General features: G+C 62.1%; 23 protein-coding genes and 2 pseudogenes. 12 read left to right on the top strand and 13 right to left on the bottom strand.

Going from position 1 to position 25,026, the window contains the following annotated elements:
• The first annotated feature begins 36 nt into the window (after positions 1–36).
• Together ACZI8W_RS14260 and thiD are read left to right on the top strand one after the other, a co-directional pair.
• Positions 37–336, top strand: a complete 300-nt coding sequence (locus ACZI8W_RS14260) for a hypothetical protein (RefSeq protein WP_463369152.1) — start codon at positions 37–39, stop codon at positions 334–336.
• Between the two features lie 127 nt (positions 337–463).
• Positions 464–1,255, top strand: a complete 792-nt coding sequence (gene thiD, locus ACZI8W_RS14255) for a bifunctional hydroxymethylpyrimidine kinase/phosphomethylpyrimidine kinase (protein WP_463369151.1) — start codon at positions 464–466, stop codon at positions 1,253–1,255.
• A gap of 134 nt (positions 1,256–1,389) precedes the next feature.
• Here thiD and ACZI8W_RS14250 read toward each other — a convergent pair whose 3' ends face one another.
• The 5 genes from ACZI8W_RS14250 to ACZI8W_RS14230 all read right to left on the bottom strand — a co-directional run bounded on the left by ACZI8W_RS14250 (position 1,390) and on the right by ACZI8W_RS14230 (position 8,156).
• Positions 1,390–2,505, bottom strand: coding sequence for an NDMA-dependent alcohol dehydrogenase (locus ACZI8W_RS14250; RefSeq protein ID WP_463369150.1), 1,116 nt, complete (start codon positions 2,503–2,505; stop codon positions 1,390–1,392).
• A gap of 75 nt (positions 2,506–2,580) precedes the next feature.
• A complete protein-coding gene (locus ACZI8W_RS14245) occupies positions 2,581–3,720 on the bottom strand; it encodes an Rv3169 family protein (RefSeq protein WP_463369149.1) in 1,140 nt (379 codons plus the stop codon).
• 56 nt (positions 3,721–3,776) lie between these two features.
• Positions 3,777–5,252 carry a phosphotransferase family protein gene (locus ACZI8W_RS14240; RefSeq protein ID WP_463369148.1) on the bottom strand — a complete coding sequence of 492 codons (1,476 nt, stop codon included), beginning with the start codon at positions 5,250–5,252 and terminating at the stop codon, positions 3,777–3,779.
• Positions 5,253–5,412: 160 nt separating this feature from the next.
• Complete coding sequence (locus ACZI8W_RS14235; protein WP_463369147.1) at positions 5,413–6,228, bottom strand: enoyl-CoA hydratase/isomerase family protein; 816 nt, start codon at positions 6,226–6,228, stop codon at positions 5,413–5,415.
• On the bottom strand, positions 6,225–8,156 hold the full coding sequence (locus ACZI8W_RS14230; RefSeq protein ID WP_463369146.1) for an AMP-binding protein: 1,932 nt from the start codon (positions 8,154–8,156) through the stop codon (positions 6,225–6,227). Before ACZI8W_RS14230 ends, ACZI8W_RS14235 begins: the two co-directional genes overlap by 4 nt.
• Before the next feature lie 41 nt (positions 8,157–8,197).
• Here ACZI8W_RS14230 and ACZI8W_RS14225 point away from each other — a divergent pair, with 41 nt between their 5' ends.
• The 10 genes and pseudogenes from ACZI8W_RS14225 to ACZI8W_RS14180 all read left to right on the top strand — a co-directional run.
• The gene (locus ACZI8W_RS14225; RefSeq protein WP_463369145.1) at positions 8,198–8,665 is read left to right on the top strand and encodes an FAS1-like dehydratase domain-containing protein; all 468 of its coding nucleotides are present in this window, start codon (positions 8,198–8,200) and stop codon (positions 8,663–8,665) included.
• The gene (locus tag ACZI8W_RS14220; protein WP_463369144.1) at positions 8,662–9,090 is read left to right on the top strand and encodes a MaoC family dehydratase; all 429 of its coding nucleotides are present in this window, start codon (positions 8,662–8,664) and stop codon (positions 9,088–9,090) included. Before ACZI8W_RS14225 ends, ACZI8W_RS14220 begins: the two co-directional genes overlap by 4 nt.
• Before the next feature lie 123 nt (positions 9,091–9,213).
• The gene (locus ACZI8W_RS14215; RefSeq protein ID WP_463369143.1) at positions 9,214–10,380 is read left to right on the top strand and encodes an acyl-CoA dehydrogenase family protein; all 1,167 of its coding nucleotides are present in this window, start codon (positions 9,214–9,216) and stop codon (positions 10,378–10,380) included.
• Entirely contained in the window at positions 10,380–11,129 is a 750-nt protein-coding gene (locus ACZI8W_RS14210) for an SDR family NAD(P)-dependent oxidoreductase (protein ID WP_463369142.1), read from the top strand. The genes ACZI8W_RS14215 and ACZI8W_RS14210 overlap by 1 nt, the downstream gene beginning before the upstream one ends.
• The gene (locus ACZI8W_RS14205) at positions 11,129–12,319 is read left to right on the top strand and encodes a thiolase family protein (RefSeq protein WP_463369141.1); all 1,191 of its coding nucleotides are present in this window, start codon (positions 11,129–11,131) and stop codon (positions 12,317–12,319) included. Before ACZI8W_RS14210 ends, ACZI8W_RS14205 begins: the two co-directional genes overlap by 1 nt.
• Entirely contained in the window at positions 12,312–13,559 is a 1,248-nt protein-coding gene (locus ACZI8W_RS14200) for an acetyl-CoA hydrolase/transferase family protein (protein WP_463369140.1), read from the top strand. The genes ACZI8W_RS14205 and ACZI8W_RS14200 overlap by 8 nt, the downstream gene beginning before the upstream one ends.
• A 37-nt stretch (positions 13,560–13,596) precedes the next feature.
• Entirely contained in the window at positions 13,597–14,052 is a 456-nt protein-coding gene (locus tag ACZI8W_RS14195) for a MaoC family dehydratase (protein ID WP_463369139.1), read from the top strand.
• Complete coding sequence (locus ACZI8W_RS14190; protein WP_463369138.1) at positions 14,049–14,927, top strand: HpcH/HpaI aldolase/citrate lyase family protein; 879 nt, start codon at positions 14,049–14,051, stop codon at positions 14,925–14,927. The genes ACZI8W_RS14195 and ACZI8W_RS14190 overlap by 4 nt, the downstream gene beginning before the upstream one ends.
• A gap of 320 nt (positions 14,928–15,247) precedes the next feature.
• Positions 15,248–16,449, top strand: a pseudogene (locus ACZI8W_RS14185) (IS256 family transposase).
• Between the two features lie 50 nt (positions 16,450–16,499).
• Positions 16,500–16,816: pseudogene (locus ACZI8W_RS14180) on the top strand (IS1634 family transposase); the annotation flags it as partial.
• A gap of 56 nt (positions 16,817–16,872) precedes the next feature.
• Here the strand turns inward: ACZI8W_RS14180 and ACZI8W_RS14175 are convergent.
• Genes ACZI8W_RS14175 through ACZI8W_RS14140 form a run of 8 tightly spaced genes read right to left on the bottom strand, consistent with a single transcriptional unit; the run spans position 16,873 to position 24,673 of the window.
• Complete coding sequence (locus tag ACZI8W_RS14175) at positions 16,873–17,781, bottom strand: alpha/beta fold hydrolase (RefSeq protein WP_463369353.1); 909 nt, start codon at positions 17,779–17,781, stop codon at positions 16,873–16,875.
• On the bottom strand, positions 17,768–19,273 hold the full coding sequence (locus ACZI8W_RS14170) for a class I adenylate-forming enzyme family protein (RefSeq protein ID WP_463369137.1): 1,506 nt from the start codon (positions 19,271–19,273) through the stop codon (positions 17,768–17,770). The genes ACZI8W_RS14175 and ACZI8W_RS14170 overlap by 14 nt, the downstream gene beginning before the upstream one ends.
• Positions 19,270–20,409, bottom strand: a complete 1,140-nt coding sequence (locus ACZI8W_RS14165) for a CaiB/BaiF CoA transferase family protein (RefSeq protein WP_463369136.1) — start codon at positions 20,407–20,409, stop codon at positions 19,270–19,272. Before ACZI8W_RS14165 ends, ACZI8W_RS14170 begins: the two co-directional genes overlap by 4 nt.
• A 34-nt stretch (positions 20,410–20,443) precedes the next feature.
• On the bottom strand, positions 20,444–21,592 hold the full coding sequence (locus ACZI8W_RS14160) for an acyl-CoA dehydrogenase family protein (protein WP_463369135.1): 1,149 nt from the start codon (positions 21,590–21,592) through the stop codon (positions 20,444–20,446).
• Positions 21,593–21,602: 10 nt separating this feature from the next.
• A complete protein-coding gene (locus ACZI8W_RS14155) occupies positions 21,603–22,730 on the bottom strand; it encodes a thiolase family protein (protein WP_463369134.1) in 1,128 nt (375 codons plus the stop codon).
• The gene (locus tag ACZI8W_RS14150) at positions 22,723–23,136 is read right to left on the bottom strand and encodes a Zn-ribbon domain-containing OB-fold protein (RefSeq protein ID WP_463369133.1); all 414 of its coding nucleotides are present in this window, start codon (positions 23,134–23,136) and stop codon (positions 22,723–22,725) included. Before ACZI8W_RS14150 ends, ACZI8W_RS14155 begins: the two co-directional genes overlap by 8 nt.
• Complete coding sequence (locus tag ACZI8W_RS14145; RefSeq protein ID WP_463369132.1) at positions 23,136–23,906, bottom strand: enoyl-CoA hydratase/isomerase family protein; 771 nt, start codon at positions 23,904–23,906, stop codon at positions 23,136–23,138. The genes ACZI8W_RS14150 and ACZI8W_RS14145 overlap by 1 nt, the downstream gene beginning before the upstream one ends.
• Positions 23,907–23,923: 17 nt before the next feature.
• Positions 23,924–24,673 carry an SDR family NAD(P)-dependent oxidoreductase gene (locus tag ACZI8W_RS14140; protein WP_463369131.1) on the bottom strand — a complete coding sequence of 250 codons (750 nt, stop codon included), beginning with the start codon at positions 24,671–24,673 and terminating at the stop codon, positions 23,924–23,926.
• Positions 24,674–25,026: the final 353 nt, after the last annotated feature.

Genomic DNA, 25,026 nt, shown 5'->3' with positions numbered 1-25,026 from the left:
GGGAGAAAGCTGGACAAACAACCAGAAGGAGACTTCATGGCACTGAACAAGACCGCCGTGTCCGCCCTCGCCGCAGGCGGGCTCGTCGGCGGCTACGCCGTTGCACGCCGAACCGGCAATCGTCCGCTCGGCGGCGCAGTACTCGGCGTGGTCGGCGCCGTGTGTGGGACGCATTGGGCGCGCACGAGTGGTCCTGCTCGCACCGCGGCACTGGTCGCCACTTACGTGGGCGCGTTCGGCGCCTCCCATCCCTTGGCGAAGCAGATCGGTGCCTGGCCGGCGGTCGGCGTGGTCGCCGCTGGCACCGCGGTGGCGTCTCAGCTGGTCAGCAGGTGACACGCAGGGGTTCGCTTCGGACGCTCTGAGCGATGCAACCGGCGGACGTCCGACCGCCGGTTGTAACCTGGTCGTTCGACGAAACAGTTCGGGTTTCGTCTTCCCGATATCGAACGGAGAACGCACAGTGGTCGATCTCGCATACGTCATCGCAGGGTCGGAAGCGACCGGCGGCGCAGGCCTGCAGGTTGATCTCAAGACGTTCCAGCAGCTCGGTGTCTACGGCGTCGGCACGGCGACCTGCATCGTCTCGTTCGATCCGAAGAACAACTGGGGGCACCGCTTCTTCCCGGTGCCCGCCGAGGTCATCGCCGAGCAGATCGAGGCCGCCACGTCCACGCATGATCTGGACGTCGTGAAGATCGGAATGCTCGGCACACCCGCCACCATCGACGTGGTCGCGGAAGGGCTGAGCAAGCAAGCCTGGCGGCACGTGGTGCTCGATCCCGTCCTGATCTGCAAGGGCCAAGAGCCCGGTGCCGCGCTCGACACCGACAATGCGCTGCGTCAGCAGATCCTGCCCCACGCAACGGTGATCACTCCGAACCTCTTCGAAGCTCAGACGCTATCGGGGATGGACTCCATCGAGTCCATCGAAGATTTGACCGAAGCGGCCCGCCGCATTCACGACCTCGGCCCGAAGTACGTGGTGGCAAAGGGCGGCGTGGAGCTACCCGGCGACGAAGCGGTCGACGTGTTGTTCGACGGCGAGAACGTCACACTCCTGACCGCACCGAAGGTCGGCAACGAGCGCGTCTCGGGGGCCGGGTGCACGCTGGCAGCGGCAATCACCGCGGAGCTTGCTAAGGGCACCGAAGTAGCCGAAGCAGTCAAGGCCGCAAAAGATTTCGTTACGAACGGCATCAAGGGTCGCGTGTCGGCGCACACCCCGTTCGACACGGTCTGGCAGGGCGCGTAACCCGGCTCGCCGCTCATCCGCGAACCACCATTGGACAGACGCACACCGAAATTTCGGTGAGTATCTGTCCATGACTACGCGGCACGCCGACACGATGCCGTAGATCCGCCTAACTGAACGGTGTTGCCATTAGGTCAGAACTCGATGATGCCGCGGACATTGATGCCCGCCCTCATGTCTGAATAGCCACGGTTGATGTCCTCCAGCGGATACCGTTTGGTAATCAGTTCGTCTAACTTCAATGACCCATTCACGTACTGAGACAGCAGGCGCGGCATCGCGGCACGCGGCGAACTCATACCATAGAGAACGCCTTGAATCCGCTTTTGAAACATACCGATGCCAATCGCATTGAGTCCGGGGATGACCGATTCCTCCGACTCGTTGCTCATCCCTACAACGACGACCGTGCCGCCCTTCCGGATAGCAGCATATGCCTGGCCAATGAGTTCGTTTGTTACGATGCCGACTGTTAGAATGGCAGAGTCCGCGCCCTGCCCGTTTGTGATGCTCTTCACGAACTCGTCAGCATTGGTGAAGTCGTTAAACACCTCGGTCGCCCCGAACTGTGGTGCATAGTCCTTTTTGCTGTCCGCGCTGTCTACGACAACGACTTTCGAAGCGCCGGCACCTGCTGCACCCTGAACAGCATTCATACCGACTCCGCCTGCGCCGATAATCAGCACGACATCGCCCGGCGTCACCTCAGCACCGTTGACCGCAGAACCGTAACCGGTCGCGACGCCACATGTCACAAGGCAGGCAGCGTCCATGGGGACCGCTTGATCGATCTTGATTGCAGATAGCTGGTCGACAATCTGGTGTCGCGCAAAGGTTCCCAGTCCCCCCGCCGTGCCGGTATCGACACCGTCCGCCTTCATGCGGAATGTTCCATCCAACTGTGCACCGGACAGCATCATCATTCCGTTGTCGCAGAGATTCTGGTTTCCGGACGCACACCACCGACATTGACCGCACGCTGGAATGAATGAAGTGATCACATGATCACCCGGCTGGAAGTCATGGACTTCACTGCCGACCTCGAGCACCACCCCCGCGCCCTCGTGTCCTCCGACAAACGGATAAACACCGACGGTGACGTCGCCCATCGCATAGTGGTCATCGGAATGGCAGAGTCCGGCGTAAGCCATCTCTACGAGAATCTCAGTAGGGCCGGGACCATCCAGCTCTACTTCTTGAACTTTCCAATCTCCGGGCGCTTCCCAAAGCACAGCGGCGGTTGTCTTCATTGTTTTTCCTCTTAACTACTCGTGGCTTTGTTTACATGTGCCGGGAGTCATCTATACCAGCGTAATCCGGTTTCCTTAAGGTGCGGGGTCAACCAGCCCCGTTAGTTCGCTCGGCTTGTGCGGTCCAAATATGAACTGTTCGAACGTTCCCCACCCGCTATTACCCATATCATCCTTGAAGGTCGCAAAATGCTGGATGTGAAGATTCGCAGGATCCCGGGGATTAAGCGTGTTTACATCCCAAGATTCGCGGGTTTCCTCGAATTCTCCATGCCACATTCCGTGGCCCCACTGCGGGTGCCAGTAGCCGAGGCCCTTCATGTGAAAACGGGCTCGCGTATCAAATGTTACGTTTGTCGTGACACCTCCATTGTCGGACATCTGGAAGGCTCCCCCACGTACGTAGCGTGTTCCAGAATGGAATCTTAGTTCGTGATGGCCAGCACTAATATCGGCAACTTCAGATGCGTTGATGGGGTCGAAATCCGCCTCGCGTCGATGGGTTGTGAACAATTGCGCAAATGCCTTGTATTTCTTGCCCTCGACATCTTCGTGCGATCCCCACACGGAACAATGATCTTCCCAGTGAACCGGCGCCCACACGTTGTATCTCTGGTTCCCCGTTAGGCTCACCTTGTGAGCCGCACCGCCTGTCTCGGGTTCACCGACCTGCCTCCAACCCCATGACCGGTCGCGGATACCGAACACATCCGACGGATCGACCCGACGACGCTGACCGTCGATGATGATGCTCCCGGACCACGAACCGAATTGCAGATACCTCGAGTTACGCATGATCACCCGCGAACCACGCCGTACGTCGTCTGCCGGTTCCTCGCAGGCGACGGTTCGTGCGACGAAAAGCAGATCCGCAGAGATTCCGGTTGCATTCTCGTCGAGGGCGATTCTCAGTCGTCGCATCGGCGCCTCGAGGGTCAAAGAGAAGGGCCCCACCCGAGTGTCGGTTCTGTCTCCCGAGCACGCACGAGATGCACGATAGCTCTCCTGCTTTCCGTCACTCGTGACGATGCTTATGGCGCAGTCCATCACCTCAAGATGCGGGTAAACGGCAAAAGCGATTCCGAAGTAGTACCCCTCTTCGCGGCTGTACCCGTTGAAGAGATAGCGCTCGTATGTGTTCCGCTCCGATGTCGCCAGATAGCTCAACGGCTCAGGTGTTTGATGGATCGGCAGGTCGTCCGCCGGGATCAGCATTGTGCTCCTTATGAGTTCAGAATCAGCGAGTTCAACGCGGTCGCCACTTGCCCTCGCTAGTGGGTTGCTTGCGCCAGCATCCGCTGACTCAACTCGTAAACGAGCTGCGACACCCTGTGTTCGACGCGTTGTAGCGGGTACTTCGTGCCATAGGCGAGCGCCATGTCCGAAGTCAGTCCTTCGGTGATGTACCCCTTGGCCATGGTCGTGAGAGCCACCAGTCTGACTTCTCTCCACAACCGAAAGAAGAAGACCTCGTCTTCGGTCGGTGCGGGTCCCCCAAGCTGTTGGTATCGCTCGACGAATTCGCTCCAGGAGATCATCTCGGTGACGGTGTCGTACACGTACCCTAAGTCTTCGGCGGGGTTTCCGATTGCCGCGAGCTCCCAATCCAAAAGTCCGCTAATCGACTTGCCTGCCACCAGGAAGTTGTGACACCCGACATCTCGATGTATGACGGATTTCGTTTCGTTGACCACGTCCAAATTGCTCTGTAGCCATCGCAGGCCGATGTCCATTGCGATCGAGGAGTAGCCGGTGACCGACCACTGCCTCTCGATTTCCGCGATTTCCTCTGCAAGCTTCTCAGCCACACTTCGGCCAGTGCCCGCGAGTGACGGAACCGAGGCGGGATCAACTGCGTGGAGTCTCGCGAGGGTCTCAGCCAAGCTGAAGCCCAGTTCGCGACTCGGGTCGTCAACATCATGCGCGTTTCCTACATTGGTGCCACTCAGATGCTCGACAACAATGAAGCGCCAGCCCAGCACGGCCGGATCCGCGCAGTTCGCGATTGGCCGGGGAACCGGAACCCCCGCGGCGAACAGTTTCTCGAGAAGTATGTACTCATCACCCACACGCGAATCGTTGAAGTTGGCGCTCTTGTCGATCCGAAGTACAACAGACGCTGGAAGTTTGCTGTTGCCAGCGAGTTTCACTCGGACGGTCTGCTTCGAAAGTCCACCCGGTATGACATCGACGCCGGCGATGTCGATCGTCTCAGGCGGCAGACCTGCGCTGTCAGCCAGGAATGCGGCCAACCGCACTTGCTGCGGCTGCGTCATCACCGCCGTTGCGCCGTCCCGATCACCATCCGACGTCCGGCCGCCGACCGCTTCGTGTATCGCAGCGTGCCGCACGTCTTGTCGAATGGTTTCAAGCGCGGCGATGCGTTCGATCAGCGCCAGAGCGCTTTTGTCTGTCGACGACACCAACTCGGCGGTTGCGGTACCGACTGCTTGCACGATCGCATCGAAGTTCGTATGCACCGCGTCAAGTCGGCGGAGGCGCCCGACGAGTCTCGGATCAGCACCGGTAGCGATAAGAACCGAGACAACTTCGTCTTTCGTTCGCGCATACTCGTAGCTGTCCACTGCTTCGAGCTGGGGCAGAACGCTCAAATCGGTCGCGATCACGTCGAGCATCAGCGTCGCCTGACGGAGGGCGATCTGTGTGGCGCGGTCGGTTGACCGCGCCGCGACATCGTACAGCTGGCGAGCGAGGACCCTGAGATACGGCGCGGTTTCCGAGGTCATCTAATGTCCAATCGATCTCAGCGGACCGACACGCCCTGAGGACAGCGCGTCCGCTGCGGAATCCGGTTTTAGAACGGCTTAGATCTGCACTGAATGTAACAAATGGTTAGACCATTGTAAACAGTGGACCAGTACCTGGATGTGCAAGACTTTACGACATCTACTTGCCCAGAAAGCGCGGTCGGCGCCGTTCGCTCCTCGCCGTCAGCGCTTCGCGATGGTCGGTTGACATTGCCAATCGCGGCTGATCCTCGGACTCGATCCGGAGTGCTGCGCGGACGAGGTCGACCTTCGATGCGGCCAGCTGGGCCTTTGTCGCCTGTGCAGCAAGCGGAGCCGCCAGACCGATCTCGTTCGCGATGACGAGCGCGCGCTCGAGCACCGCTGTTTCGTCCGTCACCTCGCTTACGAGGCCCAACGCCGAAGCCTCGCTTCCCGTGACCGATTCGCCGGCCATCAGGATCCGGTACGCCCGCTCCTCACCCACAATCATCTTGAGGGTCGCAGCAACAGCCCAGTCGGGTCCCAGTCCGAATCGCGTGAATGGTGCGGAGAGAACAGCATTCGTGGAGCAGACCCGTATGTCGCAGAGGAGAGCGATGCCGAGACCTGCTCCGATTGCCGGCCCGTTGACGGCCGCGACAACAGGTTTGACGAACTCCGCCAGCCTGAGTGCCGTCGCTGCGGTTTCCCGCTCATAATGGGCGCGTCGTTCGTCGAGCGTGACCGCTCCGTCGTTTCGCTCGCCCATCGCCTTGAAGTCGCCACCCGCACAGAAACTCGAACCGGCCCCCGTCAGCACGACCACCCGCACGTCATCGTCACCGGACAGTGCCTCCAAGTGATCTCGAAGAGCCCTCCGCATCCCATCGGAAATGGCGTTTCGGCGCTCCGGTCGATTCAACGTCAGGACCGCGACGTGGTCACGCATCGCGAGTCGCACCGGCTCGTCAAAGGCCGGCGTGTCGTCGCTCACCGTACGAACTCTTCGGGCCAGACGGCGTCGCCCGTGCCTGTGGTGTCACCGGGATCGGCGCCGGTCACGAACGAGCGGATGGTCCGCCGCATGACCTTCCCCGAGGTCGTTTTGGGTAACGAGCTCACACGCCTGACAACCGAGGGAGCAAACGGCTTACCCAGTTCCTCGGCCACCATCTGGCGAACGGTGTCGGAGACGTCATCGGACGATCCCGGTGCCGCTACCCAGAATGCGTACACAACTTCGCCTTTCGACGAATCGGGCACTCCGACGACCGCACATTCTGCGACCGAGTCGTGCCTGAGGACGATGGATTCGACCTCACCCGGTGACAAACGCTTGCCCGCCACGTTGATCACATCGTCCGATCGTCCGAGGATGTACCACTGTCCGTCCTCATCGACGATCGCATGGTCTCCGTGATTCCATGTGCCCGGAAAGGTCGACCAGTAGGTCGCGATATAACGATCGTCGTCTTTCCAGATACCCCGCGTCATCGACGGCCACGGTTGACGGCAGACCAGCTCCCCGACCACACCCTGTACTGCAGCGCCGTCGGCATCCACCACGGCGACATCCATGCCGAGCGAGGGTCCGCCGAGCGAACAACTCGGAATGTCCTCGACCGGATAGGGCGCCAGGAAGGAGCCGCCCACCTCCGTCCCGCCGGAGAAGTTGATGACCGGTACGCGACCACCGAACAGGTCACGGGCCATCCAGTCGTAGGTGTCCTCATCCCAGGGTTCACCCGTGGAGCCGATGACACGCACAGACGACAGATCGCAGCGTGCAGCGGCCTCCGGTGCTCGGAACGTCCGGATCAGAGTGGGCGAGACTCCGAGCATCGTGATGCCGATCGCCTCCACCAGACGCCATAGCCGGTCGTTGTCCGGGGTGTCCGGACTGCCCTCGAAAAGAGCCAAAGTGGCACCGTTTGCGTGGGTGCCGAGTATGGACAGCGGTCCCATCACCCACCCCATGTCGGTGATCCAGCAGAAGACGTCACCGCGTTTCACATCGAACGAATAGGCGACCTCACTTGCCACTTTCACGAGGAATCCCGGGTGAGTGTGCACAGCACCCTTCGGCTTGCCCGTCGTACCCGAGGTATATGCCAGAAGCAGCGGGTCCGCCGAACCCATGGCCTCGACCTCGAGGACGCCACCGGCCCCCTGCGCCCGCAGCTCCGACCACCACGAGAGGTAGGGCGCGATCGTTGCCGGGACCTCCGGTGCGGCGGTCGTGTTCGCGACTACTACGACGTGCTCGATGTCGTCGAGCCCGTCCACCGCCTTGCCCACCGATTCCAATAGGTCGACTCGCTGCCCGCGCCGGATCGTGCCGTCCGCCGTGATCAGCACCTTCGCGCCTGAGTCCCGGATCCTCGACGCCACCGCGTTGGGGGCGAAACCCGAGAACAACGGGACGAGCACGGCGCCCAGCGATACCACGGCATACAGAGCCACCACAGCCTCGGAGATCATTGGCACATACAGCGCCACTCGGTCACCCCGGGCCACCCCGAGACGACGCAGACCACCCGCAACCCGCGCTATCTGATCAGCCAGTTCGCGATACGAAATCTGTTCGACGCGACCCGTTTCCGAGGAGTGGACGATCGCGGGGCTCTCGGCCACCGCATCGTCCTGAAGCCAGCGGCGGAGACAGGTGTCCACCACGTTCATCTGTCCACCGACGAACCAATCCGCCCACGCCGCGCCGCGACCTATGTCGAGGACATGCGAGTACGGGTGCCGGAACTCGATTCCGAGGTCGGCGGCCACGACGTCCCAGAACTGGTCAGGATGGCGGACTGCCCAATCTCGCAGTTCGCCGATCGAGCTCGTGCCCGTGCAGCGGATCAGTCGCTGGACGTTCGCATCGTCGAGATATTCCTGGGTCGGTCGCCACACATAGGTACTCATCGTGTATTCCATCCTCCTATACGTCCAACTATACTATTGGTATGACCAAACTGATGTCGAGCGCTCCGGGAACCACCGGACCAACCCTCGATCGTGTGCTCGTGCCCGTGGAGCGGGGCAAGATCCGCGAGCTGATCCGCGCATCGTTCACCACCGATACGGTGCACCACGACGAAGACGCAGCACGAGCAGCCGGCTTCATCGGCATCCCGGCGCCGGCGACCTACGTGGTCACCGCCGCACACCAGCGCGACCAAGAAGGTTTCGTTCAACAGCTAGATCTCGACATCGCGCGAATCGTAGTGGGCTCGGTCAGATGGACCTACCTGCGGCCGGTGTGTGCGCCTACCCAGCTGACCGGTACCCGCCGCGTGGTCGAACGACGCACCGTGCAGAACAAGCGGGATCAAACCCTGACCATCGTGGCGCTACAGACCGTATACGCCACGGATGACGGGGACCCAGTCGTCATCGTCGACGAGGAACTGATCGAAAGGCCGCTGCCGTGACGAACCGAGAGCCGAGACGCGTATCCCCGACAGCCGCACTTCCGGGCAGGACGATCGGCCCCCTCACGGTTACCGACATCGTCCGGTTCGCCGGAGCCTCCGGCGATTTCAATCCGCTCCATCACGATCTCGACGCCGCGCGGCGGGCAGGTTTTCCCGATCTGGTTGCGATGGGCCAACTCCAGGCGGCAATCGTGGCCGGCTGGCTCACCGACCTCTTCGGTGTCGAACACCTCGCTTCGTACGAAGTTCGCTACCGCACCCCCGTCCACCCCGGGGTGACCCTGTCAGTCGAAGGCGTAGTGGACGCCTGGGATGAGACGAACGAATTCGCACTGTTGGAGATACGGCTACTGGCCGACAGTTCGGTGTGCATGACAGCGGCGGCTCAGGTCAGGTGCAAAGTGGCCATTGATGACGCATGATGTCCGATTTGACCGGACGGCCAGTGGACTACCCCCAATCGCCCACAAATCTCGCAGAAAACGTGTCTTTTTGGTCTGTCCTTTAGTATGTTTGCTCCAATAATCGAGTTGTGGAGGTAAGGCGTGGACTTCGAACTGACCGCGGACCAGCAGACCATCAAGCACACGGTCGCCGAACTGGCAGCGAAGTTCGGCGACGAGTATTGGGCGGAACGAGACGCCGCACATGAGTTCCCGGACGAGTTCTACAAGACCTTTGCCGATGGCGGCTGGCTGGGCGTCACCGCCCCAGAGGAGTACGGCGGCCACGGACTGGGGATCACCGAAGCGTCCTTGATCCTCGAAGAGGTCTCCGCGTCCGGAGGCGGCATGAATGCCGCCAGCAGTATGCATCTGACTATCTTCGGTATGCATCCGGTGATCGTTCACGGTTCCGACGAACTCAAACAGCGGACCCTGCCGAAGGTTGTCAGCGGGGATCTGCACGTATGCTTCGGCGTCACCGAGCCGGGCGCAGGCCTCGACACCACTCGACTGACCACTTTCGCGCGCAAGGTCGAAGGCGGGTACGTGGTCAACGGTCGCAAGGTGTGGATCTCCAAAGCACAAGAGTCGGATAAGATCCTGCTACTCACCCGAACCACGAAGTTCGACCAGGTGGAGAAGAAGACCGATGGACTGACCCTGTTCCTGACCGATGTCAAACAGGACGCCATCACCATCAAGTCGATCAAAAAAATGGGCCGAAACGCGGTCACCTCCAACGAGGTGTTCATCGACGACCTGTTCATCCCCGACGAGGACAGAGTCGGAGAAGAGGGGCGCGGCTTCAGGTACATCCTGGATGGGTTGAACCCGGAAAGGATGCTAGTGGCGTCCGAGGCCCTCGGACTCGGACGCGCAGCCTTGCGTCGTGGCGTCCAGTACGCGAGCCAGCGCGAGGTATTCGGGAGACCGATCGGGAAGAACCAGGGATTGCAGTTCCCACTCGCGGATTCGCTGGCGCGACTGGACGCGGGCGAGCTGACCCTGCGAAAGGCAACCTGGCTATACGACAACGGAAAACCTTGTGCTCGAGAGGCCAACACCGCCAAGTATTTGTGCGCGGACGCCGGTTTCGACGCCGCGGACCGGGCTCTGCAGACCCACGGCGGGATGGGGTACGCCGAGGAGTACCACGTCGCTCGGTACTTCCGCGAGGCCCGACTTCTACGCATCGCACCCCTCAGTCAGGAGATGGTGCTCAACTATCTCGGCGAGCACGTCCTCAAACTGCCCAGGAGCTACTGATGTTCAGGTTGGACAACCGCACCGCATTGGTGACCGGCGCCGGAGGCGGAATCGGGGCAGCCGTCAGTCGAGCTCTGGCGGCGGCCGGTGCCTCGGTGCTCGTGACAGACCTCGACGAGGCGGCAGCGTCCGCCGTCGCCGAACGAATCGTGATCGATGGGGGCACTGCGCAAGCCTTCGCACTCGACGTCACCGACAGGGACCGCGTCGACGTCGCAGCAGCAGCGACCGCCGCCCTCGGGAATGGCCAGGTGAACATCGTGGTGAACATGGCCGGCTCCACCTCGCCAGCGATGTTTCCGAAGATGACCGAGGAAGCATTCCGCTTCGTCCTAGATACCCACCTCATGGGATCGTTCCACTGCGCGCAGGCAGCAGTCCCACTTCTGCCGGATGACGGCACCGGCCGGATCATCAACGTCACCTCGGCGGCCGGCCTGACCGGAACCATCGGCCAGGCCAATTACGGTGCCGCGAAGGCCGGGATCATCGGTCTGACGAAGTCTCTGGCCAAGGAACTGGCGCGGCGACAAATCACCGTAAACGCTCTTGCCCCACTGGCTGCCACCGCGATGACCGAAACCGTTCGGACCAACGAGAAACTTGCAGCCAAGCAACTCGAGCGGATCGCGATGCGCCGCTGGGCCGAACCCGACGAGGTCGCAGGAGCCTTTGTATTTTTCGCATCCGACGCAGCAAGCTATATCACCGGCCAGATCCTGGCCGTCGACGGAGGGATCGTTATCTGATGGCCAACCCATTTCTCGACAGCGGCCGCGAGGCACTGATCATCGAGGCGCTCCGGACCCCCATGGGCAAATCTCACCCCGAGCGGGGTTGGTACCGCGACCTGCATCCCAACGAGATCCTCGGTTCGGTCTACACAGCGTTGTTGAACAAGACGGGACTGTCTCCAAATGCTATCGAGGATCTGGTGATCGGTTGCACCGCACCATTCGGCGAACAGTCCCGGAACATCGGCCGCAACGCCTGGCTCCAGGCGGGGTACCCCGTCGAGGTACCGGCAACTGTCCTGGATCGCCGCTGCGGCTCCGCACAGACCGCTGTCGAGATGGCAGCTGGGTTGGTGTCGTCCGGTACTCACGACCTGATGATCGCAGGTGGCGTGGAGCACATGGACCACGTGCCCATGAACTCCCCTGCGGAGGTCGCCCGACTGTACGGCGACCCGTGGCCGGACGAACTCCGAGACCTGTATGCGTTCGTGACGCAGGGCGAAAGTGCGGAATTGATCGCCGCCAAGTGGGACCTCGACCGCGCAGAACTCGATGAGTTCGCAGTACGGTCCCAACAACTCGCTCACGACGCGATCGAGAACGGTCGTTTCGACGCCGAGATGATCGAGTTGTTCCTGGACGGAGAGATCCGCCGCTCCGATCAAGCGGTGCGCGGGACGACCACGTCGGAATCGTTGGCAAAACTCAAACCGGTCTTCCGTCAAGACAGCGGGCGGATCACCGCGGGCACGTCTTCGCCGATCTGCGACGGCGCCGCCGGCATCATCATCGCCTCGCGCGAAGCGACCCGTGAGCACGGCCTTCGGCCTCGCGCTCGCGTGTACGACCAGACGACCGTGGGTGTCGATCCGATCATCATGCTCACTGGCCCAATTCCCGCCACGAAGCGCTTACTCGAACGAAATGGCATGAGTATAAACGACATCGACCTCTTCGAGGTCAACGAAGCGTTCAGCTCGGTGGTACTCGCGTGGGAGCGTGAGCTGAAACCTGACATGGACCGCGTCAACGTCAACGGCGGTGCAATAGCGCTGGGCCATCCGGTCGGCGCAACTGGCTCTCGGCTTTTCGCAACGATTCTTGCCGAGATGGAGCGACGCCAAGTCGAGTTCGGGCTCGTCACCATGTGTTGTGGGGGCGGCTTGGGGACAGCGACGTTGATTCAGCGTATCGATGATTGATCTGGCACGATTCGTCACTCCCGGTACAGGGGTTTGGTGGAGTCAAGGCGCGGCTGAACCGATCCCGCTGGTGAATGCACTCATCGATCAAGTACCCGAGATCGGCCACGTCTCGGCATTCTGCGGTCTGACGTGGAATGATCGGTTGACCACTGATCTACCATCAGAGATTCGACTGATGTCGTACGGTGCGCTCGGGAAGCTCCGGCGCCTCAGCAAGAACGGCGCACTGTCCATTATCCCCACGCACTACTCCGGCCTGCCCGCCCTGTTCGCTGCTAGGTCAATCCCGAGCGACGTCGGACTCATCCAGGTGTCACCGCCCGACCTTTCCGGTCGGGTCACCCTTGGCATCGGCGTCGACTATGCGGGAGACGCGATCGCTTCAGCTCGTACCCTGATCGCCGAGATCAATGTTCAGATGCCGGCGTCCACCGGCGCCCCATCGGTACCTCTGGAACGATTCGCCGCCGTAGTGGAAACCGATCGCAGCCTGCCGACGGCCAACGCTCGCCCGGCCGATTCGGCCGAGATGGCAATCGCACGGAACGTGGCGTCGCTCATCGCGGATGGCGACACGATTCAACTCGGCGTGGGCACGATTCCGGAGGCGGTGCTCAGCTGCCTCGAGGCGCACAACGAACTCGGAATCCATTCCGGGATGATCTCAGACGGCGTTGTACACCTGATCGAGATCGGTGTGATCACCGGCAACCGAAAGGAAATAGATCGTGGTCGGGTGGTCACAGGTTCGGCGCTCGGCACCCAGGCGCTCTACTCAGGCCTCCAGCGCGGTCACTATCCGATCGACTTTTACGCGGCGAGCTATACGCATTCGCCACGAACGCTGGGCGCGCTGTCGTCGCTCGTGTCCATCAATTCCGCCCTTCAGGTCGATCTACTCGGTCAAGCAGGCGCCGAATCCATCGATGGCCGCTACATAGGAGCGATCGGGGGACAATCGGACTTCAGTCGCGCTGCTGCACACAGTGGTTCGCGATCGGTCATCGCCCTTCGGTCCGAGGTCAACGGGCACTCTTCGGTGGTGCCTCGGGTCACGGGCGCGGTCACTACCGCCCGGTCGGACATCGACGCCGTCGTGACCGAGCACGGCATCGCCCATCTCACCGGATGTACCGAGCCCGAGCGTGCACGCCGACTGATCGAGATCGCGGCCCCCGCGGCTCGCGAAGACCTCGAACGAGAAGCAGACCGACTCGGATTCGCCCGTGCGCACTGAATTCGCCAAGAGCTCGACACCACCTACGGAGGAATACATGACAGGCGTCTGGTTCGACGAACTCGTCGTTGGTCAACGATTCAACCATCCTATTCGGCGAACCGTGACCGAGACCGACAACATCCTGTTCACCGCCATGACGCACAATCCGGCGCTCCTACACCTCGACGAGGAGTACATGAGGGAGACCGAGTTCGGTCATCGCATCGTCAACAGTGCCTTCACCCTCGGCCTGATTGTCGGGATCTCGGTCGGCGACACTACGTTGGGAACCGCTGTGGCAAATCTCGGGTGGGACGAAGTTCGCTTCCCCTACCCTGTTCTGCACGGTGACACCATCCACGTCGTCACCGAGGTTCTGGAGTTGCGGGACTCCCGCTCGCGGCCGGACGCGGGCATCGTGACCTTCCTTCACCGTGGCTACAACCAGCGGGATGAGCTCGTCGCCTCATGCAAACGAACAGGACTGCAACGAAAGAAGCCCACCAAATGAGTGACCTCCGATCGTTCCTGTTCGTGCCCGGCGACAACCCGAAGAAGCTGGCGAAGGCGGTCGACAGCAGCGCCGACGCTCTCATACTCGATCTCGAGGATTCCGTGGTCGAAACCAGGAAGGACGAAGCGCGCGCGCTCGTCGCCGAATACCTGGTCGGCGGTGAGTCCTCGTCACAGCTGTGGGTGCGGGTGAACGCACTCGAGACCGGTCGCCTGCTCGACGATCTTGTAGCGGTGATCGAGGCGGGGCCCGCCGGTGTGGTCGTCCCGAAGTCGTCGGGTCCCGCCGAGGTGGAGCAAATCGGCCACTATCTCGACGCCGTCGAGACGGCCTACGGCCGGGACAAGGGTTCGACTCAGATTCTTCCAGTGGCAACAGAGACACCGATCGCGTGCTTGCAGCTCGCTCGGTACGCCACGGATTCTGTACCCAGACTTTACGGATTGACGTGGGGAGCAGAAGATCTGAGCACAGCTGTCGGAGCAACGACCAACCGTACATGCGATGGGTCGTGGGCATTCACCTATCAGATGGTTCGATCCTCGCTGTTGCTGGCCGCCGCGGCGGCCGGCGTGCCAGCTGTCGAGACCCTGTACTCGGATCTCAAAGACCTCGACGGACTCGCCGACGCCTGCCGGAAGGCTCGCAAAGAGGGTTTCAGTGGCCGGATCGCCGTTCATCCCGCTCAGGTCGACGTCATCAACGATGCATTCACGCCGACGAAGGACGAGATCGCCTACGCTACAAAAATTGTCGAGGCTTTCGCCGTCAACCGCGAGGCGGGAGTCCTCGCGGTTGACGGACGAATGCTCGATGCTCCGCATTTCCTGCAAGCCGAACGCATCCTTTCGGCTGCCGAGCGGCTCACCTGAACAGTCCTACTCAGCTCACTACCCGTTGAGTCAGGACTCAGCTCGCCACCGCTCGGTATGCCATCGCACTATTCCGACGAGTTCCATCGGCCGGTCAAGCATCACATGGTGCCCGCTGGAGGTTGTCCGGGTCTCGTAGAAGTTGAGGTGGCGGTCCCCAGCTCGAAACCTGCCGTGTGGTAGGTATCGGGCGTCTGCCAAGACACACCAACAGCAAGGGACCGCCATGAGCAAGAGTAGCCAGAACCAGGTCCGTGCACGCGACACCACCCGTGATGCCAGAACAGGTGAGTGTGGCGATAGCCGAGATCACCGAAAACATGCAGGAAGGACTGCTCGCCCTGGCCGTCGGCGCCGGCCTGCAGGTCATGCAGGCCCTGATGGACGCCGACGTGACCGCACTGGCCGGCCCGAAAGGCCGCCACGACCAGGCCCGCACCGCGGTCCGTCACGGCCGTGAACGCGGCTCGGTGACCCTCGGCGGTCGGCGGGTGCCGGTGTCGCGGCCACGGGTGCGGGCCGCTGACGGATCCGGTGAGCTCCCGATCGACTCGTACGTTGTTCACCTCACCGAGGTCTTGGGCAGGATGGCGATGGAGAAGATGCTCGCCGGCCTGTCGACGCGCCGCTATCCGGTCGGCCTCGAACCGGTCGGTGAACGGATGAACGAAACATCCTCGGCGACAAGCACGTCAGCGGTCTCACGGAAGTTCGTGGCGATGACCGAGACCGCTCTGGACGAGCTGCTGTCGAAGGATCTGTCCGGGCTGGACCTGGTCGCGTTGATGATCGACGGGGTGCACTTCGCCGAATCATGCTGCATCGTCGCCCTGGGCATCGACCTCGAGGGGAACAAGCACCCCCTCGCGTTGGTGGAGGGCTCCACCGAGAACGCCACCCTGGTCTCCGGGCTGCTGGTGGATCTGCGGGAACGCGGCCGCGGCGTCACCCGTCCGATGCTGGTCGGTCTCGACGGATCCAAGGCGCTGCGCAAGGCGGTGGTCGACGTGCTCGACAAGCCGGTGATCCAACGCTGCCAGCTGCACAAGATTCGGAACGTGAAAGACCATTTGCCGCAGCGTCTTCGGAGTAGCGTGGGCCGCAAGATGACCGACGCCTACCATGCGGACTCGGCGCTCGAGGTCGAGGCTGCGCTGCGGGCGCTGGCGACGGAGCTCGACCGTACCCATCCTGGGGCGGCGGCCAGTCTGTGTGAGGGTCTGGACGAGACGCTCACCGTGCTGCGATGGGTGTGCCGTCCACCCTCGCTCGTACGCTCCGTTCGACGAACGCCGTCGAGTCGATGATTTCGGTGTGCCGCGAGCACGCGAGGAACGTCAAACGCTGGCGTGACGGGCAGATGGCGTTGCGCTGGTGTGCTGCCGGGATGGTCGAGGCCGGTAGGCAGTTCCGCCGCGTCAATGGTCACCGGCACCTTCCGATACTCCGCGCCGCACTGGAGCGCCAGTTCGCTGAAACCGTCGCATCGATAGTGCACAATGATCAGGTGAACGCAGCCTGATGCTCACCGGGCCGCCACCGAAGTTCCACGGAACTCGGGACATCCTCCCCGAGTTGATCGCGAAGTATCACGACTGTGGCATGTCGAGCAGTCATTCCGCATGTCGAAGACCGACCTGCGTGCTCGGCCGATCTTCCACCGCACGCATGACGCGATCGATGCCCACCTGACCATCGTGTTCACCGCGCTCGCCGTTGCCCGCGTGATCCAGGATCGTACCGGCATCGCGATCGCGAAGCTGGTCAAGCAACTTCGGCCACTGCGGACGTCCACCATCGTCATCAATGGTGTCACCGAAGACTTCCCGCCCGAGATACCTGCAGTTCAGCACGAAATTCTTGCGAAACTCGGCCTCAAAATGGGGCACTATGCGAAATGTCCTAACTCAGGTGAACAGTCCTACTCAGCTCACTACCCGTTGAGTCAGGACTCAGCTCGCCACCGCTCGGTATGCCATCGCACTATTCCGACGAGTTCCATCGGCCGGTCAAGCATCACATGGTGCCCGCTGGCATTTACGACCTCTTCGATGAGCGGAGATCCCAACGCTTCGGCAGTGCGTCTGTGCAATTCCGGGCTCACCAGTCCCCGCCCGCCACGCACCAACACCGACGGACAGGCAATCGGTCGTATCTCATCCACACGCATGGGTGGCATGGTGAGGACAGCCGGATCGAACTGCCAACCCCACTGGCCACCGACCTTTGTGACCGAATCCTCGGCTATCCGTTTGGTCAACAAGTCGAGACTCGCCGAATCTTCAGGCAATGCTCGGAACCGACTGACCATCTCTTCCCGCGACTGTCGCAACTGGCGAAGGGGCACCCCGCGGTCGTCGACCGGCCCCAGGGCGGGCACCTCTTCGGCCCCCGTTGCCGAGTCGACGACGACCAGCCCGGCGGCCAAGTCGCAATGGCGGTTCGCAAACCTCATCGCCACCCAGCCGCCGAGGCTGTGTCCCACCACCATCGCCGACGATGCGGATTCCGCGGCGATCATGGCGGCGATGTCGTCGGCCCACGAATCCCACGAGTAGGGGGCTCGCCAGTCGCTGTGACCGTGACCTGCGAGATCCGGTGCCAGCACTCGCCATCCCCGGAGATGTGGACCAATGTGATTCCACCACCCGGAGTGTGCGAGCCCTCCGTGGACCAGGACGATCACCGGATCGCCGACGCGCCCCCACGCCCGGTAGCTGATCCGCGCGTCGGCGACGGGGGCGGTCAGCTGCTCGTGTTGGTGCCGAAGCGCGTACTGAAACCACCACGGATCGACCGATTCCGCATTGACCTCGTCTACTGCGTCACCGGTTTGCGCATCAGGCCTCCGCATTGAGATTTGCCCGGACAACACGACGGAGGAGCTTACCGTTGGGATTCTTCGGCAACTCATCGGACGAGAAGAGTACTCGCTTCGGCACCTTGAACCCCGCGACATTGGTGCGGACCCACTGCTGGAGCTCCTCCTCAGTGGCCTCATGACTGGTGTGCAGACGAACCATGGCGGTGACCGCCTCTCCCCAGGTCGGGTCGGCCACGCCCACGACGATCGCCTCCGCGACGGCTTCATGAGCCAGCAACGCGTGCTCGACTTCCGCCGGGTAGACGTTGAACCCGCCGGTAATGATCTTGTCGGCTCGACGATCGACGATGTAGACGTAGCCCCCTTCGTCCATCCAGGCCATGTCGCCGGTGCGGAAGAAGCCGTCTTCAGTGAACGCGTTCTTCGTAGCCTCGGCATTCTCCCAATACTCCTTGAAGACGAGTGGCCCGCGAGTCATCAGCTCGCCGACCTCGCGCACGGGCACCGGATTTCCGTCCGCGTCGGCGACCCGCGCCTCACCGAAGGAGGTCGGACGACCCACCGACGCAAGCCGCTGACTACCCGGAACATGCTCCTCCTTCGGGAGGAAGGTTGTCGGCCCGAGAGACTCGGTCATTCCGAAGACACCGGCGAAAACCGGTCCGAAGATCTCGAGGCACCGTTCCAGTCGCTCCGGTGACATCGGCGCCGCCGCGTAGAGGATATTGCGGATCGATGAGACGTCGGCCTTGAGTTCGTCGACCTTGTCCAAGAGCATGTAGATCATCGTCGGAACAAGGATCATCGTCGTGATCTTGTGCTCCTCGACGTTGCGGAGCATGTCACCCACGTCGAATCCACGCTGGATGACGTTCTTGCCGCCAGCGGCCAGCATGCCGACGACCATCCCACCCGACGAGTGACTTAGCGGTCCCGCATGGAGAAGAACGTCGTCCTCGCGCCAATTCGTGTGATACATCATGCCGTAGGCGTGGGCGCGATACTGACCATGGGTGAGGATTGCACCCTTAGGACTTCCGGTGGTACCCGAGGTGTAACGGAACTCGATCGGGAACTCGTCTGGCACGTTGACGAACTGGAAATCGGGCTGGCCGGCGGCGAGCAACTTCTCGTACTGCTCCCCGATTACGATTACCTCTTCGAGGCTGTCGCTCTGGGCGCCGTCGAGGAGAGGCATAAACTCGTCACTCGCGATGAGGAGCCGCGCGCCTGAGTGCGCTAGCTGGTAAGTGACCTCGGAAGAGGTGAACCGTGGGTTCAGGTACGTGCGTACCAGACCAGCCTTCATTACACCCAGGGTCATCTCGAACCACTCGGTCTGATTACCCACGAGCATCGCGACCCGGTCACCGCGGACCAGACCTCGTGCCCGTAATGCCGAGGCGAGACGTGACGAATTCTCGTCAAGTTGCGAGAAGGTCTGGGTGCGGTCACCGTCGACAACGGCGACGCGCTCCGGCCAGAGGCGAGCGGCGCGTGCTACTAGAAACGCGAGATTCATGATGGCAGTCCTGTCTTGTTGGTGCTGTCGTACTGTGCGCGTCTGTGATCCGACGCGCCGTCGTAGATCTGTGCGAGGACACCGTCGGTGTCGGCCCCGGGAGGGCCTGCAGATTGTCGCTTCGGCAGGTCGGTGAACCCGATCGGTATAAACGTCCCTGGCATGCCCGGGACGTTCTGAGGAGAATCACCCACCACCTCAGTGGCAGTTCGGACCGGGGCCCAAGGGATGTCCACCCCGTCCAGCATCCCGATCCAGTAACTCAACGAATGAGCACTGAAGTGGGCGGACAACATCGTATGCAGAGACTCGGCTCGGTCAGCCCGCTCGCCCGAATCGAGGCCCCGCCATGCCTCGTCGATACCGACCGCGACGCACAGCGCTTCCCAGAACTTGTCCTCGTGAGGAGCGATGCCGAGTACCAGGTGACGACCATCAGCGCACGCAAACACCCCGTAGTGCGACAAGCGTTGACCCAGCGGCCTGTCGACACTGTCGGGCGTCGCCACGGAGTCCGCAACGTCAGCGGAGTTCAACAACAGCGCTGCGTCCGACATCGAGATATCGAGATACCGGCCGCGGCCGGTTGATTCTCGCTCGGCTAACGCGGCCTGGATACCTATGACCGCGAGCAGCGCCGATGTGATGTCGGCAAACAGACCAGGAAGTGGCTCACAGATCAATTCGCCCTGGCGATCTCGGTGTCGGTTAATCACGCCGGCCTGGGCGAGAGGCACGATGTCGTGTGCGGGTCGGTTGCTGAGGACCCCAGTCTGACCGAAGCCTGAGATCGAGCAGTAGATCAGGCGCGGATTCACAGCCGCGAGCGTCTCGTAGTCCAGTCCGAGACGGCGCATGACCCCCGGCCGAAAGGCCTCTACCAACACATCGGCTTGCGATGCGAGATCCAGTGCGCAGGTGCGATCCTCGGGGGCCTTGAGGTCGAGTTCGATCATCGACTTGCCGTCATTCAGAAACTTGAATGAGTGTCGTGACCGCGAAACATCCGGTCGCCCCGGTCCTTCCACTTTCCATACCTCCGCCCCGAGCTGCGCGAAGACCGCAGTGGCCAGCGGGCCCGGCAAGGTGCCGGTGAAGTCCAGTAACCGCACCGCTCCGTGCGGTGATGCACTCATCGCGTCCCCTCTCGCGTCGAGTCGAGTGGCACCGTCATACGATCGCCGAGATTCCGGTCAGTTCACGCCCGATGACCAGCGTCTGGATTTGGGTCGTCCCGTCCGGGATGGTCAGCATCCGTGCATCTCGGAAAAGCCGCTCGACCTCGGACTCGCTACTGAGACCCATGGCACCGTGGACCTGGATGGCATCACGCGTCACCCGTCCGGCCATTTCGGCGCAATAGGACTTCGCCATCGATGATTCCACCGAAGCACGTTGTCCCGTGTGCAGTTTGGTGAGAGCACGGAACGAGATCAGCCGTCCGAGAGTGACCTCGGTGGCCATGTCGGCGAGCAATTTCTGGACCAGCTGGTAGCTCGCAATGGGTTTGCCGAACTGCGTGCGCTCACGCGCGTACGCGGTGGCGAGGTCGAGCGCGCGCTGAGCGATCCCGACCGCGATGACCCCCATCGTGCAACGAGCCCGCTGGAGCATGTATCCGAGGATCCGCGCTCCCCTGCTGTCAGCCCCGACGAGGGCTTCTGCAGGGACCCGGACGTTATCGAATCGGATCTCCGACAGAGAATGGCTGCGCAGTCCGAGCATGGAGACGTCGCTCGTCTCGTAGGGCGTCGCGGCACGATCGACTAGGAACATGCTGATTCGTGAGGTTCCGTCGTCATCGGTGACCTGACAGGCCACGAAGACCCCGTCCGCCTGCCCCGCCCCCGAGGACCACAGTTTCGTGCCGTTGATCACCCAGCCGTCACCGTCTTGTCGGGCCCTGGTGATCATCTCCGACGGGTTCGATCCCGCCCCGGGCTCGGAGAAGGCGCTCGCGAGGTGCTTACCCTTCTCGAACAGGTGCCCGTACCTGGCACGCTGGGCATCGCCGAGTAGCGAATGCAGCGAAGCCGGGAAGGTCAACGACTCGATGACGAGAAAGGCCAGGGAGCCGCTGACCGTGGAGAGGGCCTCCAGCAGGATTCCGACTGCGATCCAGTCAATTTCGTCGTCCTCGGTGCGAGGGACCTCGTCCATCACACCTCCGCCCAATCGCGCGAGAAGTTCGTGGACCTGCGGTGCGCTGAGGGGTGCGTCGAAATCGAACTCGGACGCGAGCGGGCGGACCCTCTTCTCGACGAAGTCCTCGACGGCGTACTTGAACTGCAGGTGGTCGGGTGTGTAATCGACAAACATAGTTACCTCTTCACTTTTCGAAGATGTGCGCGAACCACATCCCCATGCCACCGATCATGTGAGCCATCCCGATACGGGCATCGGGCTGTTGCCGGTCACCGGCCTCGCCGCGAAGCTGCTGGACCACTTCGTACACCTGGGCGAGACCTGTCGGACCACCCGGGTGTCCGCGCGCGATGAGACCACCACTCGGGTTCACGGCGGTGACCCCTCCGATAGCGGTCTTGTTCTCCAGGATGAGCTTGGCCCCGCCACCGACCTCCGCGAGTCCGATCTGCTCAATGAAGAGCAGCTCCTCGACGGATGCGGCGTCGTGGAGTTCCAGTACATCAAGATCCTCGGGTCCGATGCCCGCCTGTTCGTAGGCCAGCTTTGCCACCCGGGCCGCACTCTCGACGTTCGAGTTGAATGGACCCCAGTGATGGTACCGGTCCGACACCGAGGCCGAGGCGATCACCTTCACAGCCCGGACGGCGGGGAACTTCTCGATGAAATCGCCGCTCACGACGATCGCCGCCGCCGCCCCGTCACCGACCGGACACAACTCGAGTCGATGGAGCGGGTCGGCGACGAGCGGCGACGACAGCACATCCTCGACCGTCACAGTGCGCCGTCTCTGCGCCTTGGGATTCCGTGCTGCATTACCGAAGTTCTTGGCGACGATCCGGGCGAACACCTCGTCCGTATCACCCCATTCGGTCATGCGCCGGTGCTTCATGAGACCGAAAGTGGACAGCGGCGTGAAGCCGGAGACCTTGTGGAGGTTGACGCCCTCATTACCCATCATGTTTGCGAAACCGCCGGACAGCATCCGCTCGTAGCCGACCGCAGCGGCCACCTCGACCTCGCCGCTGGCCACAGACTGAACCGAACGAGCCAAAGCCAGTGCACCGGTGGCGGATGCGCATTCGACACGGTAGACGGGAACTCCGGTCCAGGGGAACGCATGGATCAGATCCAGTGGAGAGTTCAGCCCCGAATCCACGTGACCCGCGAAGACAGACTCGACCATGTTCCACTCGATTTCCGCATCCGCGAGGGCATCATGCAGCGCGAAAGCGCCGAGTTCGTCACCGCGCATATCCGGATACTTACCGAACTTGTACATGCCGGTGCCCAACACATAAACATCACGCATGACCCGTCCCCTCTTGCTGCACAACCGATTCGAAGCAGTATGCGGTGACTGCCGTACCCTCGGATTCCACCGACAGCGGCTGGATCTCGACAGCAGAACCGGTAACCGGGGTCCCTGAGCGCAACCATCCGGACACGGTGACACCGAGCAAATCGACTTGCACGATCGACGTCGGCACCGGGTGCATGGTCAGAGGTGCCTCCAGACGGACGGAAGCATAAATCACACCGGTGTTCGGCAAGGTAACCTTCTCCGTGGGCGCCCCGCATCGGGGGCACAAGTCGCTGTAGGGAAACGAATGATCGTCGGTCGCGGTGCACCGGGCAGCGAGCAGCCGTACCGATCCGTCGGCGACCTCCAGGACGGCGGGATCGAACGAGGGGGCCAGGGTCTCAGTGGCAGACATCAGCGCCCCTTCCATTCGGGTTTCGCGCCGCTTGCGAAGGCGGACATGGCATCGCGGTAGTCTGCGCTGGCTATGACCGCATCGGCCTCGGTGCGTTCGATCTCCAGCCCGTGGTCCAGGCGCGCATCGAGTCCCGCGTATGTGGCCCGTTTGATGCCGCGCAGACCCAGCGGCGCCTGACTAGCAATGCGCTCGACCACCTGCTCCGTCGTGGCTTCCAGCTCGTCCGACTCCACAACCTGATTGACCAGCCCGACCCGCAGTGCCTCGTGGGCCGGCATCAACCGAGCCGAGAACATCAATTCGAGCGCAACCGACGGGGGGACCGCACGGGGAAGACGCTGTGTTCCACCGGCCCCCGGCATCCCGCCCCAGCGCACCTCGGGAAGCGCGAACCGCGCATGGGAAGCGGCGATCCTGATGTCGCAGGCCAGAGCCAGTTCGAGCCCACCACCGATCGCGTCACCGTTGAGGGAGGCGATCAGCGGTTTCGGGCAAAACCTGTCGTTGAAGGCGATGGGCGGATAGGCATCCGGATCACCCGCGTCGCGACGCGCCGTGATCTCCTGCGGCAGGGACTTGAGGTCGGCTCCGGTGCAGAAGGCCCTATCCCCTCTCCCCCGGATCACACCGACCCACACTTCGTCGTCGTCGATGATCCTGTCCCACTGCGTCTTCAGCTGTTCGTAAGCCGCCCAATCGAAAGCATTCAGGCTGCTCGGACGATCCAGTGTCACCCAGAGCACGTGACCGACGAGCTTCGATCGCACACCCTCTCCGACCCCACTCACAGCGTGACCGAGTATCCGCCGTTGACCGCGAGCGTCTGCCCACTCACCCAGCTTGCATCATCCGAGGCGAGGTAACCGACGGCGGCCGCCGGATCTTCGAAGTCACCCGTGCGTTGCACGATGTAATGGTTTTTCAGCATCTTCGCGATCTGTTCCTCGTCGAGGTGCGCGGTGACGTTGCTCATCGTCCCGAGCGCGATGTTGTTGCAGGTGACCCCGTTGCGGCCGACCTCGCGGGCTACGCCTCGCATGAGCGCTCCGGCTCCGGCTTTTCCGGCTCCATAGGCCGCCATCCGTGGTTCTCCCACCCGGCCGGCATCGGAGATGATCGTGATCACACGGCCCCAATTGCCGGCGATCATTCCCGGTAGCGCAAGCCGGGTCGCATACATCACCCCGAGCAGATTGAGTTCGATCCACGGTCGCCAGTCATCCGGCGTCGTGTCCACGAACAGTTTCGGCGCAGGATAATTCGGAGGAACACCCGCATTGTTCACGAGGATGTCGACCTGGCCTGCCTGTTCGAACATGGCCTCGACCTCTGACCATTTGGTCAGGTCGGCGACGATTGCCTCGGCTGCCACGGAGAACTCTTTAGAGATCTCTTCGGCGACGTTGGTGGCACTCTCCGAGTTAACGTCGTTGACGATGACGCGCGCCACCGATTCGTTACCTGCCAGGCGACATGCGATCGCCCGTCCGACGTTGGCACCCGCGCCGGTCACCAGTGCTGTGCGTCCACTCAACTGAGTGTCTCCTCTCAAGAGTTCGGTCATCGCCCACGGGTGACATCAAGCCGCTGATGGGGCACATGACACCCGCGTGCGACTTGCACTGCCTCAACGCTAAACGAGTGCGATAGCGATCACAATACTTTGGTCGAATAATTTTACAGAAGTACCGAAAGGGCTGGCAAAGCCATGTCCGGACCACCGGCCCGGACAATTCGGACGGAGCGTCACGCAGCTCCCCCCCGTTACCTTTTTCATAGCCCTGCAACACAGGGTGACGGTCGCCAAGTTCGGTATGACTTCTCGCCCCTGTCTCTCGAATGATCCGGGGGGTGGTGTCGCCGAACCTGGTGACGTCGATGGACCGC

The sequence above is a fragment of the Rhodococcus ruitaii genome (genome assembly GCF_055230935.1).
The sequence above is the reverse complement of the archived record's forward strand: the minus strand, read 5'-3'. Positions and strand labels throughout refer to the sequence as shown.

Bases quoted from the DNA above. Each gene is read 5' to 3' on its own strand.
- ACZI8W_RS14260 (WP_463369152.1), top strand. From the start codon at position 37: ATGGCACTGAACAAGACCGCCGTGTCCGCCCTCGCCGCAGGCGGGCTC.
- ACZI8W_RS14250 (WP_463369150.1), bottom strand. From the start codon at position 2,505: ATGAAGACAACCGCCGCTGTGCTTTGGGAAGCGCCCGGAGATTGGAAA.
- ACZI8W_RS14245 (WP_463369149.1), bottom strand. From the start codon at position 3,720: ATGCTGATCCCGGCGGACGACCTGCCGATCCATCAAACACCTGAGCCG.
- ACZI8W_RS14240 (WP_463369148.1), bottom strand. From the start codon at position 5,252: ATGACCTCGGAAACCGCGCCGTATCTCAGGGTCCTCGCTCGCCAGCTG.
- ACZI8W_RS14230 (WP_463369146.1), bottom strand. From the start codon at position 8,156: ATGAGTACCTATGTGTGGCGACCGACCCAGGAATATCTCGACGATGCG.
- ACZI8W_RS14225 (WP_463369145.1), top strand. From the start codon at position 8,198: ATGACCAAACTGATGTCGAGCGCTCCGGGAACCACCGGACCAACCCTC.
- ACZI8W_RS14210 (WP_463369142.1), top strand. From the start codon at position 10,380: ATGTTCAGGTTGGACAACCGCACCGCATTGGTGACCGGCGCCGGAGGC.
- ACZI8W_RS14205 (WP_463369141.1), top strand. From the start codon at position 11,129: ATGGCCAACCCATTTCTCGACAGCGGCCGCGAGGCACTGATCATCGAG.
- ACZI8W_RS14200 (WP_463369140.1), top strand. From the start codon at position 12,312: ATGATTGATCTGGCACGATTCGTCACTCCCGGTACAGGGGTTTGGTGG.
- ACZI8W_RS14195 (WP_463369139.1), top strand. From the start codon at position 13,597: ATGACAGGCGTCTGGTTCGACGAACTCGTCGTTGGTCAACGATTCAAC.
- ACZI8W_RS14190 (WP_463369138.1), top strand. From the start codon at position 14,049: ATGAGTGACCTCCGATCGTTCCTGTTCGTGCCCGGCGACAACCCGAAG.
- ACZI8W_RS14175 (WP_463369353.1), bottom strand. From the start codon at position 17,781: ATGCGGAGGCCTGATGCGCAAACCGGTGACGCAGTAGACGAGGTCAAT.
- ACZI8W_RS14170 (WP_463369137.1), bottom strand. From the start codon at position 19,273: ATGAATCTCGCGTTTCTAGTAGCACGCGCCGCTCGCCTCTGGCCGGAG.
- ACZI8W_RS14165 (WP_463369136.1), bottom strand. From the start codon at position 20,409: ATGAGTGCATCACCGCACGGAGCGGTGCGGTTACTGGACTTCACCGGC.
- ACZI8W_RS14160 (WP_463369135.1), bottom strand. From the start codon at position 21,592: ATGTTTGTCGATTACACACCCGACCACCTGCAGTTCAAGTACGCCGTC.
- ACZI8W_RS14155 (WP_463369134.1), bottom strand. From the start codon at position 22,730: ATGCGTGATGTTTATGTGTTGGGCACCGGCATGTACAAGTTCGGTAAG.
- ACZI8W_RS14150 (WP_463369133.1), bottom strand. From the start codon at position 23,136: ATGTCTGCCACTGAGACCCTGGCCCCCTCGTTCGATCCCGCCGTCCTG.